Origin of the sequence: Conyzicola sp. (assembly GCF_046714715.1) — a bacterium.
Classification (GTDB): domain Bacteria; phylum Actinomycetota; class Actinomycetes; order Actinomycetales; family Microbacteriaceae; genus Conyzicola.
On the sequence record NZ_JBKKAD010000068.1, the window covers coordinates 1 to 18604 of the forward strand.

The following is an 18604-nucleotide window of genomic DNA, read 5'->3' on the forward strand; positions in this document are numbered from 1 at the left end:
CCGCTGACCTCGCCAGTGAACGCGCCGGAATCGGCCGAGGCGAGGTCTTGCGCGCCGACGACGACGCGGCTGCCCTCGAGGATCTCGACGGCCGCGGGAACCGCGAGGTAGCCGGGGATGACGAAGAGCTCGACGGCGCCCGAGACAACGGCGGGGTGTGAATGGGCAAGTTCGGCGACGCCGGCGCACCAATCGAGCGACTGGCGATGCCCGAAGTACATCTTCAGGCTCACGCCGACGGTGACAGGGGCGGTCATCAGCAGCTGCCGGTGGTCTCGTACTCGTCGAGGACGCGCACCTTGTCGGCCGAGGCGCTGGTCTCGTCGAACCGGTAGGTCAACCACTCGCGCACGAGGCGGCGGGCCAGCTCGATGCCGACCACGCGCTGGCCCATGGTGAGCACCTGCGCATTGTTGCTTAGCACGGCGCGCTCGACCGAGAAGCTGTCGTGCGCGGTGACGGCGCGGATGCCCTTGACCTTGTTCGCCGAGATCGCGACGCCGAGACCGGTGCCGCAGAACAGCAGGGCGCGGTCGGCCTCACCGGCCGCGACGAGCTCGGCGGCCGCGATGGCGACCTTCGGGTAGGCGGTGTGGCCGTCGGCGTTCACGCCCACGTCGGTGACGAACTCGACGAGTTCGCTGAGTTCGAGATCCTTCTTGACGATCTCCTTGTAGTCGAAACCGGCGTCGTCGCTGCCGAGGGCGATGCGAAGTTTGTCAGACATTCAGTTCTCTCCATTCTCTGCCGCGAAGACCGCGGCGACTGCCTGCACGATGAGTGCGAACGAGTGGGCTCCCGCGTCGGGAGTGCCGAGGCTCTTCTCGGCGTGGGGGCGGGCGCGGCCCATGCGGGGCAGCAGCTGCGCCGTCGCGACGGCCGCGTCGGTGGCGACGTCGGCGGCGGCGGCCCAGGCCGCGGACAGTCCTGCGCCACCGGCCACCGCGATCGCGAGGCTGTCGGCGAAGGGCACGATCGCGTCGACCATGGTCTTGTCGCCGACCTCGGCCTTGCCGAAGCTCTGGATGCCGTCGCGGGCCGCGCCGACACCGGCCGAGACCGTCGCCGCGGTCGGGGCATCCGTGTCGCCCAGCTGCGTGGCGAGGGCGCGCAGCATGACGCCCCACAGCGCTCCGGAGGTTCCGCCGGCACGGTCTGCCCAGGCGTCGGCGGCCGAGACGAGAACCGTCTCGACGCCGGCACCGCCAACCTTCGCGGTGCGAGCCGCTGCCGCCGCGGCGCGGGCTCCGCGCTGCATGCCGACACCGTGGTCGCCGTCGCCGGCGACCGCGTCGATGCGGCCGAGTTCGTCGGCGTTCTCTTCGATGACGTCGAGCAGGGCCTCGATCGCGGCGAGCGCGGTGACGGCGGCCTCCTGCGATTCGGCGCTGCCCGGGGTGATCTCCACGGTGGACTCGACGGAGTCGTGCATGTCGGCCGCATCCATCTGTTCGGATGCACCGACCGAGCCCTTGCGGTAGGCGGGGGTGTCGGCGGGCGCCCGCCAGAACGTCTCGAGTTCGTCGTCGAGCCAGAACAGGGTGAGCGAGACGCCCGCCATGTCGAAGCTCGTGACCAGTTCGCCGACCTCGGGGTCGACGACCGTGAGGCCGGCCTGCTCGAGCAGCGCCGCCACGCGGCGGTAGACCACGAACAGCTCTTCGTACTTGACAGAGCCGAGACCGTTGAGGATGACGCCGACGCGCTGGCCGCGGGCGTCGTCGACACCGTCGGGCAGTTCGGCCAGCAGTTCGGAGACGAGCAGCTCGGCGAGGCCGTCGGCGGAGGGGACGTCGGTCTCGCGCAGCCCGGGCTCGCCGTGGATGCCCATGCCCACCGCCATGCGCCCCTCGGGCACGGTGAACAGCGGAGTGTCGGCGCCGGGCAGCGTGCAGCCGGTGAATGCGACACCGATGCTGCGGGTGCGCTCGTTCGCGAGCTTCGCGACGCGCTCGACCTCGTCGAGGGAATAGCCGGCTTCGGATGCCGCGGCGGCGGCCTTGAAGACGGTGAGGTCACCGGCGATCCCCCGGCGCTTGTGCTTCTCGGCGACCGACGCGCTCGCGATGTCGTCGGTGACGACGACCGTGCGGCAGTCGACGCCTTCGCCGCGCAGCTTCTCCTGGGCCTGGGTGAAGTGCAGCACGTCCCCGGCGTAGTTGCCGTAGCTGAGCAGCACGCCGCCCCCGTTGTTCGCGGCGGTCGACACGGAGTACACCTGCTGGGCGGAGGGCGAGGCGAACAGGTTGCCCATGGCCGCGCCGTGGGCGAGGCCCTGGCCGACGAGCCCGCCGAACGCGGGGTAGTGGCCGGATCCCCCGCCGATGACGACGGCCACGGTGTCGGGGGTCGAGCGGGTGGAGCGCACGACGCCGCCGGAGACGCGTCGCACCTGCAGGTGGTTGGCGACGACGAAGCCGTCGATCATTTCATCGGCGAAGGCTGTCGGATCGTTGAACAGGCGGGTCATGGCGAGCTCCAGAGAGATGGGGAGGGGCGGTCGACAAGTGCGGCCGCCCCTGGGTACTAGTGGGCGACGGTGGCGACGGGCGTGCCGTCGACCGGCACGATCTTCTTGGCGCGGGAGAGCAGCACCATCAGCACGGCCGAAACCAGCATGAAGAAGCCGACGATGGCCATCGGAACGAAGTACTGCGGATTTCCGTCCGCGTCCTTGGTCGCGTCGGCCACGGCACCGGTGATGTACGGGGCTCCGAAGCCGGCGAGGTTACCGATCGTGTTGATCAGCGCGACCCCGGCGGCCGCGGCCGCTCCCGTCAGGAACTGCGTGGGCAGGGTCCAGAAGTTGGGAAGCACGGCGAAGATGGCCATGGCGGTGAGGGCGATGATCGCGATGGTGAGCGCCGGCGAACCAGCGAACAGGGCCAGCGGGATGGTCAGGGCGGCGACGACCGCCGGACCGGCGATGTGCCAGGTCTTCAGACCGCGCTTCGAGACGTCCTTCGTCCAGAACCAGAGGGCGAACGCGGCGGGCACGTAGGGGATCGCCGTGATGAGCCCGCGCTGGAACACGTCGTACTCGACGTCATAGATCTCCTGAAAGCCGGCGATGATCGTCGGCAGGAAGAAGGCCAGCGTGTAGAGGCCGTAGATGAAGCCGAAATAGATGAACGCGAGGGTCCACACGCGGCCGCTCGAGAACGCGGTGCGCAGGCCGCCGTGCTGCTTGCCCTTGACGACATTCAGCGACTCGGTCTTGGTCTTCTCCGCGGCGAGTTCGACGGTGAGCCATTCCTGCTCTTCGCGGGTTAGCCACTTGGCGTCGCTCGGCTTGTCCTTCAGGTAGAACCACGCGATGATTCCGACGATGATCGCAGGTGCGCCGACACCGAGGAACATCACACGCCAGCCTTCGAGGCCGAGGAACCCGTCGGCTCCAATGAGGAGGCCGGCGAGCGGGGCGCCGATGACGGTGCTGAGCGGCTGAGCCAGGTAGAAGAGGGCGAGGATCTTGCCGCGGTGGCGCGAGGGCACCCACAGGCTGAGGAACAGGATCGCTCCGGGGAAGAAGCCGGCCTCGGCGACACCCAGCGCGAAGCGCAGGATCGCGAGGTGCTCGAAGCTGCCGACCCAGGTGAACAGCACAGCGACGATGCCCCAGGTGACCATGATGCGCGCGAGCCAGCGGCGGGCGCCGAAGCGAGCCAGGGCGAGGTTCGACGGCACCTCCAACAGGATGTAGCCGATGAAGAACACGCCGGACGCGAAGCCGACCTGGGTGACCGTGAGTGCGAGGTCGTCGTTCATGCCGTTCGGACCGGCGAATCCGATGGCCGAGCGGTCGAGGTAGTTGATGAAGAACATCAGCGCCACGAACGGCACGAGCCGGATGGAGACCTTGCGGATGGCGGATTTCTCGACCGCTGACTGCGGTGGCGCCTGGGGGGTGAGGGTGTCCACTATGACTCCTTGACTTGGGGGTGAACGTCGTTGTTTACGGCGATCGAGGAACACCTCGGCGCGTAAACAGTTTCAGCTATCCACCTCGATCTGTCAACCGGTTGACCAATTTGCCGATTCCTCAGCGACGGGCCGGGCAGCCTGCCACTGTTTGGTACCGTGTGTGAATGCCCGTCTACCCCGCCAGTGCGACCGAGGACATCAGCGCCGCGCTCGGGGCGATGGGGTCGGGCTCCGCGGCGTCGGCCGTGGCAAAACGCCTGCTCGAACTGTTCACTCAGGAGTCGATCTCGCCCGGCACCCGGCTGCCTCCCGAGCGCCAGCTGGCCACGAGCCTGGGGGTGGGCCGCTCTGCGGTGCGTGAAGCGCTCGCGGCCCTCGAGATCCTCGGCGTCGTCGACGTGCGCCCCGGCTCGGGAACCTACCTGCGCGGCAATGCCAGCGAGCTCCTCCCCCAGACGCTCAGCTGGGGCATGATGCTCAGCCGCACCCACACCGTCGAGCTGGTCGAGGTGCGTGGCGCCCTCGAGACCTACGCCGCGCGGCTCGCCACCGAGCGCATGAGCGACGAGTCGATCGAGATCATGCGCACCCACGTGGAAGAAATGCGCGCGTCATCCGCAGATCTTCGACGCTTCGTCGAGGCCGACCTGCAGTTCCATCTCGAACTGGCCCGCAGCACCGACAACGCCGTGCTGCTCGACCTGCTGCAGAGCATCCGGTCGTTGCTGCGGGTGTGGTCCGACCGTGCCGTGCAAGACGACGACCACGCGCGACAGGCGATCGAGGAGCATGCGGCGGTCTACGAGGCCATCGCCGCGAGAGATCCGGATGCCGCGGCTGCGGCCATGGCCGCGCACATGCGCACGGCCGCCGTGCGTCTCGCCGGCGAGGTCTCGACCCACGCCGACGACAGCTAGCCCCGCGCCCGCTTCGCCCGGCGCCGCTCACGCCAGGTCATCGCGGCGAGTTCGGCGGCCTCGCTCTGCCGTCGCGCCTCGGCCGCGGCACGCCTGACGGCCCGGCGCTCACGCCACGCCTCGAGCTCTGCCCCCACGTCGCGCGTCGGCGTGACGACCGGCGGACCGCCCTGCAACTGGCGCCGCGCGGTGACGACCCGCTTGTTGAAATCGTCGAGCAGCGCACGCACGCCCTCTTCGGTGCCGGTCGCGTCGATGCGGGCGTCGAGCTCAGCGTTCTCGGTGCGCAACGTAAGCGCGGGCGGGCCGAGACCGGTGATCTTCTCGCGCTCGATCTTGCGGCGGATCCACCAGTCGGGATCATGGGTGGTCAGCCCCTCGATCGGCTTGCCCGCACCGGGCAGGTTGTCGAAATCCCCGCGACGGATGGCCTGCTGGATGGTGATCTCGACGTATTGCGCCCGCGCCTCCATCATCGACTGGCCGGCTTCGTTGGTGTCGGCTTCGGTCTCGACGTTCTCGCCGGACTCTCCGGCCAGCCTGTCGACCTGATAGCGGGCGACGTTCAGCCGGGCGTCCCCCGGCTCGTTCTTCACCATGGTCACCAGCCTAGAACGCGCTCGCGGGCACGTCTCTCAGTCGTCGACGACGATGCCGAGGTGGGCGGCGAACGACGCCGCGAGGGTGCCGACCTGGTAGCCGCTCAGCGTCGCTCCGCTGAGCGATTCGAAGCCGTCGATCTGCGCGAACTCGGCACCGCGCAGGTCGACGTGGGTGAGCTTCGCGCCGGCGAGGCTCAGGCTGCGCACCGTCGTATCGGTGAACGACACCCGGGTCAGGGATGCCCCGCTGAGGTCGAGCTCGTCGATGGTGCATCCGTCGAACGCGACATCGAGAAGCTGCGCCCCGCGCGCGTTGACGAATCCGAGCTTGCTGCCCGAGAACCGTGCCGAGTTGATGTACGACTCGTACAGCTCGGCCGATCCGACGCGCGAGCCGTCCATCGTCACGTCGCGCCACCGCGAGCGTGGCGCGGCGAGGACGGGCGCGTTGAACCTCGAGAACTCGACCTCGGAGAACGTGGCGGCGCGGAAACCGGTGGCGTGGGCCTGCACGTCGTCGAGCGCGCACTCGGTGAACTCGATGCCGCCGAGGTCGCGTCCGCTCAGGTCGATCCCCTGGAACCGCAGCCCTTCGTAGCGGCCCTGGGGCCGCAGCTCGTCGGCGTCTCCCGCGGCTAGTTCGCCGAGGCGGAGAGGGTCGATGCGGGGCGGGTGCGTTGCGAGTTTCTTGGCCACCGCTGAAGTCTAGGGACGGCGCCCGACGGCGCCGTCCCCAGACTCACAGCTTGATCTGCTCTTCGGTGCTAGTCGTTCGCACCCGAGCGGCGAACGTGCGTCATCCGCGCGCGGACGACGAGAGCACCCGCCCCGAGCACGAGCAGGCCGAGGGCCGAGTAGAGGACCGCGAACGGCAGCGTGCCACCGGTCGAAGCGAGTACCCCCGCCGCGGCTCGCGCCGCAGCCGAAATGGGGGTGACCGCGAGCGCCGTGACATTGATGGCGACAGACACGGTGATCGCGCTCTCGCTTCCGATCGCCACGATCGTGTGTGCGCCGCCGACCGCATCGGCGGGGATGAACACCCGGGCGCTGAACGCGCCCCGCTGATCGGCCGTCACCGTGCCGATGACGACGGGGGTCGACCGCAGCTCGATCCGCACGGTCTCACCCGGGGTGAATCCCTTGCCCGACACGGAGATCGGGTCGCCGGCCTTCACCGAGCTGTCGCTGATCGACAGTGCGGCGACGACCGCGCCCGCCGTGGTCGCGGCGCGGGTCTGCGGGGCGAACCCGGTCTTCGACCCGGTCACGGTCGCGGTCAGAACCTGGCCGACGTCGGCTGCGGTGGCCGAGTACTCGGCGCGCGTGGCACCGTCGATCGGGGTCGACCCGCGGAACCACTGGTACGCGAGGGTGACGGGCGCCGGTCCCCACGTGCCGGGGGTGACGGTGAGAACCTCACCCGCGACAGCCGAACCGGTGATGGCCGGGGTACCGGCCGTGAGCGCTCCGAGAACCGGTGTCGCGTTGACGAGGTGCACGGCGCCGTCGCGGATCTCGATGGTGGGCGTGTAGCCCGCCGGCAGACCGTCGACGCGCACGGACGCGAACTTCTTGCCCGCACCCAGAGTGCCGAAGGTGGCGATGACGAGGTCGTCGGCGGGAACGAAGCCCGAGGCGAGTGCCACGGAGAGCGCGCCGTCGAACGAGGCGACGCCGCCCACCGAGAGTGCGGGGGTGTTCGCGCCCACGGTCAGGTCGAGCTCGCCCGCGGACTGCAGGGTGAGGTTGCCCGGCACGAGCACCGGTGCGGCGACCGACTCCGACAGCACTCCGTCGACCAGCGTGAGCGAGCCGGTGCCCAGCGCGGTGGCCGACGCCGCGGTGACGGTTCCGTTTTCGACGGTCATGCCGCCGGCGAACGAGTTCGCGCCCGTGAGGGTCAGTGCTCCGGTTCCCTGCTTGGTGAGCGATCCCGCTCCGTCGATGTCGTTGCGCCAGGTGTCGGCGGCGCTGAAGCCGCCTGCCGTGGCATCCATGTTCACCGTCACGTCCGTGTCGAACGCCGAATATCCGTCGGCGGCCGCGTACAGGTTCAGGCGGCCCCAACCCTCGGCGTCGTCGAGCAGGGCGTAGCCGGAACCGAGACCGGTCGACTGCAGCACCCAGCGGCGCTGGTCGGCGCTCAGGTAGGGCAGGCGCGACTCGATCAGCACTTCGGCGCCCTTCGGGACGACCACGGGAAGCGTGGTGTCGCCCGTGCGGGGAAGGCCGTAGGTGAGGCGCTCGAGGTACTCGGCGGCGTTGACCGCGTGGTCGGCGTACGGGTCGGCACCGGTGCCCGGCGTCGCCAGCAGAGCCGCGGCGTTGGCGCGGGCCTGGGCCTTGAGGGTGGCGTTGGCGGGGTTGTTGAGCACCGCGGCGGACACGCCGGTCGACATCATCCGGCCGCCGATCACGTCGGCGGGCGAGTGCATGCCCGCGACGATTCGGCTGTTGCCGATCTCCGAGGCGTTGGTGAGCAGCTCTTGGAACCGTTCGGGGGCCGAGTACGCGAGCGCGTAGCTTGCGAGCCAGGCCGCGTTGGTGTGACCGCTCGGGTAGCCGCCGTCACCGAAGGCGTCGGCGTCGGACTTCTTCACCGGCTCGAGGGTGGGCAGGATGCTGACGTCGGTGCTCCAACGGAACGGGCGGGCGTAGTTGTAGTACGCCTTCGACGGGTTGGTCGACGCGTCGCTGGCACGGAACTTGTCGACCAGCGAGACGACGGGTCCGAGCGGCGAGGCCGGTTCGGCCCACCGGCCGTTCGCGTTTCCGGCGTCGTCGTACTTGACGGTCGTGGCGTCGGCGGGGATCGTGTCGGGGATGGTGGTTCCGGCGCCGGAACCGTCGGTGAACGCCTGCGTCCAGGGGCCGAGGCCGGCGATCGCGGAGTAGTTCTGGTTGCGGCGGTCGATGCGGTAGGCGTCGGCTGCCTGCTCGGAGGTGCGGGTCTGGGTGATGCGCGCGGCCTCGGCGATGTTCGCGTCGTGGAAGGCCTGGTCGATGATCGTGCCCACGCTGGTGGGGATGTACTTGCCGTTGGCATCCACGGCCGGCACGGGCGTCGCGTCAGGGGCCCAGTACTTCAGCATCGGCGACAGGAGGCCGATCGCCGCGTTGGTCGCGGGGGTCTTGTTGGCCGTGATGTTCGTGCCCGCCGAGTCGACGAAGTACCGACCCCACGCGTCGGGGTGCGGTGCGATCGCGTCGGCCGGCGCTGCAGCGGCGGGAGAGGCCAGACCGGCAACGATCGCGGCGGCGAGCGCGGTCGCGACGGCGTAGCGCACCCGGGCTCGCCTGCGGTGAGAAATGGCGGAAATCATTCACGTTCTCCTTGGTGGGGGCGGCGCTCGCGAGTGGAGCACGCCGAGTAAAACGTGCCGCGGTGAACGGGCGGAGCAATCGAGGTGAACCAACAGGTGTTGCGAAGGCTCGCGACGTGAATTTGCCGGGTTGCTGGCACGAATCAGCCCGCCCGTCAATGGATACGGCCGCGGCGGTCGTCACGGCCGGCCGGTGATAACTTTTGCCAGCGGCCGCTCGGCCGCATCCACTGCGTGCGCGGGCACGCTCCCTTGCGAATGGACGCCGTCATTTCCTCCACGACTCCCATCAGCCGTCCGTATCCTCTCGGCGTCACCGTTTTCGACGGTTCGGCGAGCGTTGCGATCTACTCCGAGACGGCCTCCGTCGTCGAGGTCTGCGTCTTCACCGAACAGGGCGAGACGCGCACGGCTCTGACGCAGCGCACCGGCCACGTCTTCCACGGCATCGTTCCCGAACTCGGCGTCGGATCGCGGTACGCGCTGCGCGTACACGGCGAGTGGGCGCCCGAGCGCGGACTGCGCCACAACCCGCACAAGCTGCTTCTCGACCCGCACGCCACCGCGATCGAGGGCGGCTACACCTGGGGTCAGGCCGTGTTCGGCCACGACATGAACGAGCCGGAAAGAATGGATGAGACGGACGCCGCGGGTTCCACCCCGCTCTGCGTGGTCACCGACTCCTCGTTCGATTGGAGCGGCGACGAAGCGCCCCGCACCCCGCTCGAGTCCACCGTCATCTACGAGACCCACGTCAAGGGGTTCACGCAGACCCATCCCGACGTGCCCGAGGAGATCCGCGGAACCTACGCCGGCCTCGCGCACCCGTCGGCGATCAAGCACCTCACCGACCTGGGCGTCACGGCCGTCGAGCTGATTCCCGTGCAGCAGTTCGTGCAGGACAGCCACCTCGAAGAGAAGGGGCTGCGCAACTACTGGGGCTACAACACGATCGGCTTCTTCGCGCCGCACGGCGACTACAGCTCCGCCGGAGACGGCGGCGACCAGGTGGTCGAGTTCAAGAACATGGTCAAGGCCCTGCACGCCGCCGGCCTCGAGGTCATCCTCGATGTGGTCTACAACCACACCGCCGAGGGCAACCACATGGGACCGACCTTGTCGTTCAAGGGCATCGACAACGCGTCGTACTACCGACTCGTCGAAGACGAAGAGGCCTCCTACTTCGACACGACGGGCACGGGAAACAGCGTCAACGTCGGGCACCCCGCGGCGCTCGGGCTCATCATGGACAGCCTGCGTTACTGGGTCACCGAGATGCACGTCGACGGCTTCCGCTTCGACCTCGCCACGACCCTGACTCGGCAGGACGGGTCGGCCGAGCTGCACAGCGCGTTCCTCACCCTGATCGCGCAGGACCCGACCCTCGCCCCGGTGAAGATGATCGCCGAGCCGTGGGACACCGCCGGCTACCAGGTGGGCGGCTTCCCCGCCGACTGGTCGGAGTGGAACGGCAAGTTCCGCGACGACGTGCGCGATTTCTGGAACGGCACCGACGCCGTTCTCGGCACCCTCTCGCAGCGCATCCTCGGCAGCCCCGACGTGTACGAGGCCGACCGCCGGTCGCCGCTGTCGAGCGTGAACTTCGTCACCGCCCACGACGGTTTCACCCTGCACGACCTCACGTCGTACAACAGCAAGCACAACGCCGCCAACGGCGAAGACAACAACGACGGCGAGAGCGACACCAAGTCGGCGAACAACGGCGCAGAGGGCCCGACCGAGAACGAGCTGGTCAACGAGCGTCGCGAGCGCCAGCGCCGCAACCTGCTCGCCTCCCTGCTGCTCTCGGCCGGTGTGCCGATGCTCCTGGGCGGCGACGAGCTCGGGCGCACCCAGGGCGGCAACAACAACGCCTACGCGCAGGACAACGAGATCTCCTGGTACGACTGGGCCAACACCGACCAGGCGCTGCTCGAGTTCACGACGTCGCTGCTGACGCTGCGCGCCGAGAACCCGGCACTACGGCCGTCCTGGTTCCGCCATGCGCCCGGCGACGGGGTCACCGACTCGGTGCAGATCGCGCGGTCCGACGCCGAGGTCTTCGCCGACGAGGACTGGGACAACCCCGACGCCCGTTCCATCATGTTCGTCTTCGCGCACCAGAACAGCGACAGCTTCGCGCTGCTGCTGAATGCGGCCGAGAACGGGGTGGAGTTCACCGTCCCGGGCGCGCCCGGCGAGGCATGGGAGCTCGCGTCGTCGAGCGACCCCGACCAGCACGTCGCGGCCCCGGTCACCAGCCTGATCGTGCGCGACTGCTCGTTCACGCTGCTGCGTTCGCGCGCGAAGTAGCCTGCGAGCCGCTCGCCGTTTGCGGCGTTTGGGGCACCCGGGAGGCCGGAGTGCCCCAAACGGCGCAACTTGATTGGCCACATTCGAAAATTCAGGATGTCGCGTCGCCGGGACCGCCCCCGCCCGCGCAATTGTGCGGGCGATCGGCGCGAGGCGCATCCGGTTTCCTGAGTTTGCAAAACCGACAGCGGCAGCAGCACTGGGGTCGCGCTAGTCGGCGGGCAGCAGACGAAGAGTGGATGACACGGCCTGCTCGCCCACGACCGTGTTCACGATTGCCGGGCCGTAGCGGTCGTACTTGGCGTGGTACGCCGCATCGATGCCGGGGTGCGCGTCGGGTTCGGCCCGCCCGAAGGTCACGTCCTTCTCGACGCCGCCCGCGCGGATGCGGCCGGCACCGCTCGCGACGGCCCGCCGGTACCACGGGTTGTTCGCACCGTACGCGGAGCGCACGACGATGTCGTCGCCCGTGCGCACCACCCAGATGGGCACGTACGGGCGCAGGGTTCCGTCGGCCCGGCGGGAGGAGATCTGCAACTCCTCGGCGCCGCCGACGCTGTCCAGCTCGGAATCCGTCCAGTCGGTCATACCCCGATCCAACCGCAACGGGGCCGCCGCGACCAGTGCCTACAGCCGCGCGTGCGTGGTGCGGTCGCGGCCGAGCCGCTTCGAGTCGTACATCGCCTGGTCGGCCGCGCCGATGATGTCGTCGGCGGAGGCGGACGCGACGGATGACTCGTGGGTGACGATTCCGATGCTGGCGCTGAGCGGCAGCCCTTGAGCGGCCTCGAACGGCTCGCGCATGGTCGCGTGGATCCGTTCGGCGACGGCCTCGGCTTCGGCGCCGGCGGTGTCGTCGCAGACGACCACGAACTCGTCGCCGCCGTACCGGCCGACCAGGTCTGCCGAGCGCACCGACGCCGTGAGCCGCGCGGCCACCTCGCGCAGAATCACGTCGCCGACATTGTGGCCGAGCCGGTCGTTGACCGCCTTGAACCCGTCGAGGTCGAGGAACATCACCGACAGCGGCGCGGCCGGGCGGGCATCGGGAAGCAACGCGGTGCCGATAGCGGCGCGCAGCGACGCGCGGTTGACCAGTCCGGTCAGCGGGTCGTGCCGTGCCGCGTGTGCGATCTGCTCTTGGGCGCGCACCCGCGTGATCACCTGGCTCGCCTGTCGCGAGAGGGAGAGCACCATGTCGGCTTCGTTGTCGGCGACGGTGCGTTCGCGGGCGAAGAACACCGCGATCACACCCACGGGTGTCGTGTCGCTCATGATCGGGAACACGGCCAGCGTGTGCAGCCGGGCCTCGCGCATCGCCGTGACGACCGCCGGGTAGCTGCTCAAATCGTCGTCGGTCGTTCCGACGATGACCGGGCGTTCCGACTCGAGCACGGCGAATCCGAGCACCTGGGTGTCGTTGACGATGAGACCGTCGAGCGGGTTGGTGCCGGCGATCACCTCGAGACGTCCGCCGTCGCGGGGAACGGCGACACAGGCCGCGGTCGCCACGAGGGCGTCTTCGGCGATCGACGAGAGACTCTGCGCGACCTGCACCTCGGTGTTGCTGTCGGCGAACGCGGCCGAGGCGTTCTGCAGAACGGAGATCCTGGCCGCCAGGCTTTCCGCGTTGCGCTTCGTGGTGAGCAGTTCGCGCTCATAGCTCACCCGGTTCGACGCGTCCAGGACGCCGATGCGCACCTCGTGCGGGTCGCCGTCGGCGTCGAGCACCCGGGCGGCGTTGATGAGCACGGGCAGCGGCACCCCCGCCGCGGTCTGGAGCTGAAGGAACACCTCGTGCGCGAAGCCCTGCAGCCCCAGCACCGGCAGGTGCCTCGTCTCGTAGAGCAACTGCGAACCGGGCGTCAACAGGTCGCGGAACGGTCGGCCGACCACCCGCTGCACCTCGTAACGGCCCCAGCCCAGCAGCGTCTCGTTCACGCGAACGACGACATCGTCGTTGTCGGTCACGACATATCCGAAGGGGGCGTGCTGGAACAGCGCCTCGAAGTACCCCGCGGCGTGCGCGGCGGGGCTCACGGAAGGAAGCTCCGGATTGCGGTGACGACCTGGGCCGGCGCGGAGAGGTGCGGACAGTGGCCGGTCACGGGGAGGATCACGAGTTCGCTGTTCGGGATGTGATCGGCGACGAACTGCCCGACGGCCATCGGGGCGATCACGTCGTCGCGCGACTGCACGATCAAGGTGGGCGCGCCGACGTGCGCCAGGTCGGCGCGGTTGTCGGAGAGGAAGGTCACCCGGGCGAAGTGCCGTGCGATCGTCGGGTCGGTGCTGCAGAAGCTGTCGCTCAGCTCGTCGGTCAGGCCGGGCTGATCGGGGGCGCCCATCATCGCGGGGGCGATCGACTCCGCCCATCCGAAGTAGTTGGCGTCGAGCCCGTCGAGCAGGGCGTCGATGTCCGCCTGCGAGAAGCCGCCGGTGTAGTCGACGGTGTCGATGTAGCGCGGCGAGGGGCCCACCAGCACCAGCGCACCGATGCGGGAGGGGACCCGATTGGCGGCGAGCATGCCGATAATGGAGCCGACCGAATGGCCGACGAGAACGACGTCGTTCAGGTCGAGCTGCTCGAGGATCTCGACGACGTCGCCGGCGTACCCCTCGAGCGAGTCGTACTTGCCCGGGCGGTAGGCGGAGAGGTCCGAGCGGCCCGAGCCGACGTGGTCGAACAGCACCACTTGGTGGTCGTCGAAGTGGGGGGCGACAAAACGCCACATGTCCTGGCTGCACCCGAAACCGTGGGCGAAGACGATCGGGCGTCCCGTGCCCGATACCGTGACGTTGTTGCGCGTGACTACGTCGACCTGCTCCGCCAGCACCGCGACCCCACCCGTCCCCTAGTCCGCATCGGTCATCCGGATCACCGCTAAGAATAGCGGAACCCGGCGACCGGCCTCAGCAACTCGTGCGACCCACGGCCACCCGCACCTCGTCGCTTTTCCGCGCCGTAAGACCCGCTGCCGGATTGCTCGACACGACCGTGCCGACGGCGCCGCCCTGACCCACCGACACGCACGACTGCGTTACCGCGGTGAACCCCGCCGCGCCCAGGGTCGCCGCGGCCTCGTCGAACGGTGTGGCCGTCACGTCGGGCACCGCTGCGAGGGCGTTGTTGCTCGTGACCACGGTCACCGTGCCCCCGCGGGCGACCACCGCACCGGGTGCGGGCGACGTCGATACCACTGCCCCGGCCGGCAGTGCCGAATCGGCCTGCCCGCCGTCGGCGTACACGAGCCCCGCACCCTCCACGATCGAGCGCGCCGCGGTGGCGGTGCCTCCCGTGAAGTCGGCGAGGGTGACGCCACGGCCGGAGACGAGCGCAGCGGCGGGCGCGTCGAACCCCGTCGCCGGGTACAGCGCGTTCGCGGCCGCGTTGATCGGCTTGGCGATCAGGTGGCGGTTGTTGATGCCGCCCGGGTAGCGGTTGAGGTTGTACTTGCCGCTCACGTTGCCGAACCAGACGGCGGTGGTTACCGCCGTCGTCGAACTCATCAGCCAGGTCTGGTCGAAGTCGTCGGTCGTGCCCGTCTTGCCGAAGATCGGCGTGCCGTCTTTGGGGTTTCCGGCGTAGCGCTTCATGGCGTTCTCGAGCGCGAACACGGTGGTCGCCGCGACCTCGGGTGTGATCGCGGGCGCGCAAGACTGGGCCTGTCCGGGCAGCACGGCGCCGTGCCTGTCGGTGACGCTCTCGACCGCGACCGGCGCGCAGTAGACGCCGTGGTTCGCGATGCCGGCGTAGGCGGCCGCCATGGTGAGCGGCGCGATCACGTTGGTGCCGATGATGGCCGAGGGGTTCGACCCCAGTTTGTTCTCCACGATGTCGGTCGTCGACGGGTCGTCGACGTTGTTCGCGGGGTGCACCCCGAGGGCCTGCGCGATGCGCTTGGTCTCGCACTGGTCGAGCTGCAGTCCCATCGAGACATACGCTCCGTTGATGGATGCCGCGGTCGCATCCATCACCGAGCGGTTTCCGCGCTCCCCCGACGAGTTCTTGAACGGCCACGGTCCGCCGAACGGCCCGTCTTCGACACCGCCGCCGTCCGCGCTGTTCGCGCAGCTGTTCGTGAACGCGGCCTGCTGCACCGTGCGCCCGTTTCCGTCGACGACCTCGTTCAGTCCGTGTCCGCTCTGCAGCCAGTTGATGAGGGTGAATACCTTGTAGGTCGACCCGATCTGGAATCCCCGCGACCCGCCGTACTGCCTGTCGGTGTTGTAGTTCACGCTCGTCGTTCCCGGTCCGCCCCCGACCGCCGTGTTGTCGAATCGCGTGTTCTGCGCCATCGTCAGGATGCGCCCGGTGCCCGGTTGCACAGAGACCGCGGATGCGCCCAGCGCCAGCCGCGCCTCGGTAGCCGGCGCTTGTCTGGCCACGGCGTCCTGCGCCACGGTCTGCAGCCGGAGGTCGAGCGTCGTGTACAGCGAATACCCGCCCAGCACCCAGTTCGCCGTGCGTTCCTGCGGGGACGTGCCGAGGGCCTCCAGCTCGGGCACGAGCGTGGTGACGTAGTCGCAGAAGTAGGTGGCGTGGGGGTCGGCCGCGATGCACCCGTTGCGGTACGGCGAGAGCACCACTGTCGTCGCGTCGACCGGCACGGCGAGGGCCTCGTCGAGCTGCGCGCGATCGATCATCTTCTCGACGAACATGTTCTTGAGAACCACGTCGCGACGTTCGCGGTTCGCGACGTGGTCGGCCGGGTCGTCGAGGCCGCGCGCGCCCGGCTCCTGCACGATCGCGATCAGGCTGGCCGCCTGGGCGAGGGTCACGTCGAGCGCCGACACCCCGTAGTAGCGCTGGGCGGCCGCTTCGACGCCGTAGTTGTTTCCGCCGAAGCCGGCGATGTTCAGGTAGCCGAGCAGGATCTCGTCTTTCGTGTAGCGCTTCTCGAGCCCGATCGCGAGCTTCATCTCTTTGAGCTTGCGGTCGAGGGTCGCGGCCTGCGCGGCCCGCACGCCGGCCTTCCGCGCGTCGTCGGTCGGCTCCTGCAGCGCGTCCTGGATGTAGATGTTCTTCACCAGCTGCATCGAGAGGGTCGAGGCGCCGCTCTTCGAGCCGCCGGCCGCGTTTCCGATCGCGGCCCTGACCACGCCCTGCAGGTCGACTCCGCCGTGCTCGTAGAACCGCCGGTCTTCGCCGGCCACGGCAGCCTGCTTGAGGAACGGCGACACCGCGTCCCACGCGACCTCTTCGCGGTTCTGGTCGTAGACCTGCGCGATCTGCCGGTAGACGGGTGCGCCGGCCGCGTCGGTGCCCTCGATGGCGAAGATCTCGTTCTTCTGGGGCTGGGCGCCGATCTCGATGAACTCGGGCAGGCTGTCGAAAATGCCGACCGTGTTCGTCGCGGTGACGCCGGTGACCGCGACGAGCGGCGCGACGAGCACGGCCACGAGTACACCGGCGACGGCCGAGAGCCCGGTGAAGCCGAGCAGACCGCTGACCACGCGGCGCGGGGAGTGATTCTGGGCACGCAAAGGAGACCCCTTTCAGGTGGCGTTTTCACGCGGGCGGAACGAACCGGGCGCGGCGACGCCGCAGGGCTCTGGTTACTGGAGGGCGTCGACCACGGCGGTCGCCGCCTGGGCGATCAGGGCGTCGTCACGGGTGGCGTCGGGCGAATCACGCGTCGACAGGATGGCGACGACGATCGGTGCGGAGTCGGGCGGCCAGACGATCGCGATGTTGTTGCGCACGCCGTAGCCGCCGCTGCCGGACTTGTCGGCCACCGCCCAGTCAGCCGGGACCCCGGCGCGGATGAGCGCGGAACCGGTGGCGTTGCCCGTCATCCAGTCGACGAGCACGGTCTGCTTCTCGTCGGTCAGCGCGTCGCCGAGAGCGAACTCGCGCAGGTCGGTGGCGAAGGCCCGCGGCGACGTCGTATCTCGAGGGTCGCCCGGTACGGCGTCGTTGAGGCCGGCCTCCCAGCGCACCGGCTGGGTCACCTGGTCGCCGACCGCCGCGAGTGCCGTGCCGAAACCAGCGGGACCGCCGAGCTCGTCGAGCAGCAGGTTGCCCGCGGTGTTGTCGCTGTAGCGCACCGCGGCCTCGGCGATGGCGCCGAGCGACATGCCCGTCTCGACGTTCTTCTCGGTGACGGGCGAGTAGGTGATGAGGTCGGCGGCCGTGAACGACACGACGCGGTCGAGGTCGGCGAGGTCGTTCTGCTGCAGCACGGCGGCCGCGGCGAGCGCCTTGAACGTCGACGCGTAGGCGAACCGTTCGTCCGCGCGGTAGGCGATCTCGCGACCGGTGCCGGTGTCGATCGCGTAGACCCCGAGGCGCGAGCCGAAGGTCTGCTCGAGGGCGGCGAAGTCGGCGTCGTACGGGGCGACCGTGGGGGTTGGTGCCGGCGCCGACTCGGTGGCGGCCGCGGTGGGGGGCGCCGTGCCATCCGGGCTCGAACACCCGGCCATCAGAACGGCGACCGCCGCGGCGAGGGCGACGAGCGGCACCCGTCTCGCGCGGGTCATCGCGGCACCGCGTTCACGACGGAGGTACTGAGGGCGGTGTACTCGAGCGGCGTTCCCGGCGGGATCTCGCCGAAACCGCTGATGGTGACGAGGCGCACCCCGATGTATTCGCCGGTGGACGGGTCGATGATGATCTCCTGACGTGTGTCGCCCTCGGTGCCCTGCAGTCCGATCGCGGTACCGACGCGGCCGTCGAGCGTGGCCTGCTGCTCGGTGATCACCACTGAGGGCATCAGCGCGAGTGCCTGGTAGAGCGCCGCCCGCAGGTCGGACTTGACGTTGCCGGCCCGCAGCAGGTCTACGACGTGGGCGAAGACGTTCTCGTCGCTCGACCCCGCCTGATAACGGAACTCGGTGAGGTAGGCGAGCAGCTCCGTGGGATCGCGCGGCATGGCGGACTGGTCTTCGACCGGCCTCGTCGCGTCGGCGGGCCGCGCAACGGGCACCGCGACGGTGTCGGACTGGCCGCTCCACTCGCGGGCGGCGAACTCCTGCGCGCCCTCGCCGAAGAAGACGGTCGGTTCGACGTGGGTGGTCTGCGCGACCGGCCGAGCCGACTCGTCGGCGGGAAGGTAGACCTCGCGCACCTGAGACTCGAGGTAGCCGATGGTGGTCTCGGCCCGGCCGTCGACCGTGGTGAGCGCGAGGTAGGAGGCGCTGGTGGCCAGCTTCAGGAACTGGCCGTCGCCCACCTCGGGGTCGTCGGTGGCCGCGGCCGCCTCGCGCAGCATCGTGGAGGCGTCGGCGGAAAGGTCGGCCGGCTGCCCCGCCGGAACGACGATGGTCACCGCGGCCACGACGGCGGCGAGCGCGCCGGCCGCTAGAGCGCCGAAGCCGACGCGGCGCACGACCCGGGTCGGGCGGGTGCGGGCGCGGGCGCCGGTCGCCTCGACGGTGGAGGCGAGCATTGCGCGCATCGCGTTCACCTGCTCCTGGCGCAGTCGGGGGTCGTTCATCTCTGGGTCCCTTCGAAGGATTCTGTCAGTGTCATCGCGGGGCGATGGGCGGCGAGATGGTCGGCGAGCGCCTTCTTGGCGAA

Annotated in this window: 15 protein-coding genes; 2 read left to right on the plus strand and 13 right to left on the minus strand. The window is 69.5% G+C overall.

The genetic code is table 11. The features are described 5' to 3' along the window. The 4 genes from ACLQ6X_RS05580 to ACLQ6X_RS05595 form a co-directional block, all read right to left on the minus strand. The coding region (locus ACLQ6X_RS05580; RefSeq protein ID WP_411699181.1) for a triose-phosphate isomerase at positions 1 to 257 on the minus strand (257 nt) is incomplete at its 3' end. Further along, positions 257 to 727, minus strand: a complete 471-nt coding sequence (locus ACLQ6X_RS05585) for a ribose-5-phosphate isomerase (RefSeq protein WP_411699182.1) — start codon at positions 725 to 727, stop codon at positions 257 to 259. The genes ACLQ6X_RS05585 and ACLQ6X_RS05580, both read right to left, overlap by 1 nt. Next, entirely contained in the window at positions 728 to 2470 is a 1743-nt protein-coding gene (locus ACLQ6X_RS05590) for a dihydroxyacetone kinase family protein (protein ID WP_411699183.1), read from the minus strand. Positions 2471 to 2526: 56 nt separating this feature from the next. Continuing rightward, a complete protein-coding gene (locus ACLQ6X_RS05595) occupies positions 2527 to 3921 on the minus strand; it encodes an MFS transporter (RefSeq protein ID WP_411699184.1) in 1395 nt (464 codons plus the stop codon). A gap of 167 nt (positions 3922 to 4088) precedes the next feature. Between ACLQ6X_RS05595 and ACLQ6X_RS05600 the strand changes: the two genes are divergently transcribed. Continuing rightward, positions 4089 to 4841: a FadR/GntR family transcriptional regulator gene (locus ACLQ6X_RS05600; protein ID WP_411699185.1), complete on the plus strand. Its 753-nt coding sequence runs from the start codon at positions 4089 to 4091 to the stop codon at positions 4839 to 4841. On the opposite strand, the gene ACLQ6X_RS05605 is transcribed toward ACLQ6X_RS05600, so the two are convergent. From ACLQ6X_RS05605 to ACLQ6X_RS05615, 3 genes are all read right to left on the minus strand, one after another. Then, positions 4838 to 5440, minus strand: coding sequence for a DUF1992 domain-containing protein (locus ACLQ6X_RS05605; protein ID WP_411699186.1), 603 nt, complete (start codon positions 5438 to 5440; stop codon positions 4838 to 4840). The genes ACLQ6X_RS05600 and ACLQ6X_RS05605 overlap by 4 nt on opposite strands. A 36-nt stretch (positions 5441 to 5476) precedes the next feature. Beyond that, positions 5477 to 6139: a pentapeptide repeat-containing protein gene (locus tag ACLQ6X_RS05610; protein ID WP_411699187.1), complete on the minus strand. Its 663-nt coding sequence runs from the start codon at positions 6137 to 6139 to the stop codon at positions 5477 to 5479. 68 nt (positions 6140 to 6207) lie between these two features. After that, complete coding sequence (locus tag ACLQ6X_RS05615) at positions 6208 to 8769, minus strand: phosphatase PAP2 family protein (protein ID WP_411699188.1); 2562 nt, start codon at positions 8767 to 8769, stop codon at positions 6208 to 6210. A gap of 258 nt (positions 8770 to 9027) precedes the next feature. Between ACLQ6X_RS05615 and glgX the strand changes: the two genes are divergently transcribed. After that, complete coding sequence (glgX, locus tag ACLQ6X_RS05620; protein WP_411699189.1) at positions 9028 to 11082, plus strand: glycogen debranching protein GlgX; 2055 nt, start codon at positions 9028 to 9030, stop codon at positions 11080 to 11082. Between the two features lie 210 nt (positions 11083 to 11292). On the opposite strand, the gene ACLQ6X_RS05625 is transcribed toward glgX, so the two are convergent. The 6 genes from ACLQ6X_RS05625 to ACLQ6X_RS05650 all read right to left on the minus strand — a co-directional run bounded on the left by ACLQ6X_RS05625 (position 11293) and on the right by ACLQ6X_RS05650 (position 18521). Next, positions 11293 to 11670 carry a DUF2255 family protein gene (locus tag ACLQ6X_RS05625; RefSeq protein ID WP_411699190.1) on the minus strand — a complete coding sequence of 126 codons (378 nt, stop codon included), beginning with the start codon at positions 11668 to 11670 and terminating at the stop codon, positions 11293 to 11295. 39 nt (positions 11671 to 11709) lie between these two features. After that, positions 11710 to 13122 (minus strand): diguanylate cyclase, encoded by a 1413-nt coding sequence (locus ACLQ6X_RS05630; RefSeq protein WP_411699191.1) that lies wholly within the window; start codon positions 13120 to 13122, stop codon positions 11710 to 11712. Next, positions 13119 to 13919, minus strand: a complete 801-nt coding sequence (locus ACLQ6X_RS05635; RefSeq protein WP_411699192.1) for an alpha/beta fold hydrolase — start codon at positions 13917 to 13919, stop codon at positions 13119 to 13121. The genes ACLQ6X_RS05630 and ACLQ6X_RS05635 overlap by 4 nt, the downstream gene beginning before the upstream one ends. Positions 13920 to 13995: 76 nt before the next feature. Beyond that, the gene (locus ACLQ6X_RS05640; protein ID WP_411699193.1) at positions 13996 to 16569 is read right to left on the minus strand and encodes a transglycosylase domain-containing protein; all 2574 of its coding nucleotides are present in this window, start codon (positions 16567 to 16569) and stop codon (positions 13996 to 13998) included. Positions 16570 to 16641: 72 nt separating this feature from the next. Continuing rightward, positions 16642 to 17565, minus strand: a complete 924-nt coding sequence (gene bla, locus ACLQ6X_RS05645) for a class A beta-lactamase (protein WP_411699194.1) — start codon at positions 17563 to 17565, stop codon at positions 16642 to 16644. Continuing rightward, positions 17562 to 18521 carry a CU044_5270 family protein gene (locus tag ACLQ6X_RS05650; RefSeq protein WP_411699195.1) on the minus strand — a complete coding sequence of 320 codons (960 nt, stop codon included), beginning with the start codon at positions 18519 to 18521 and terminating at the stop codon, positions 17562 to 17564. The genes bla and ACLQ6X_RS05650 overlap by 4 nt, the downstream gene beginning before the upstream one ends. Positions 18522 to 18604 lie beyond the last annotated feature (83 nt).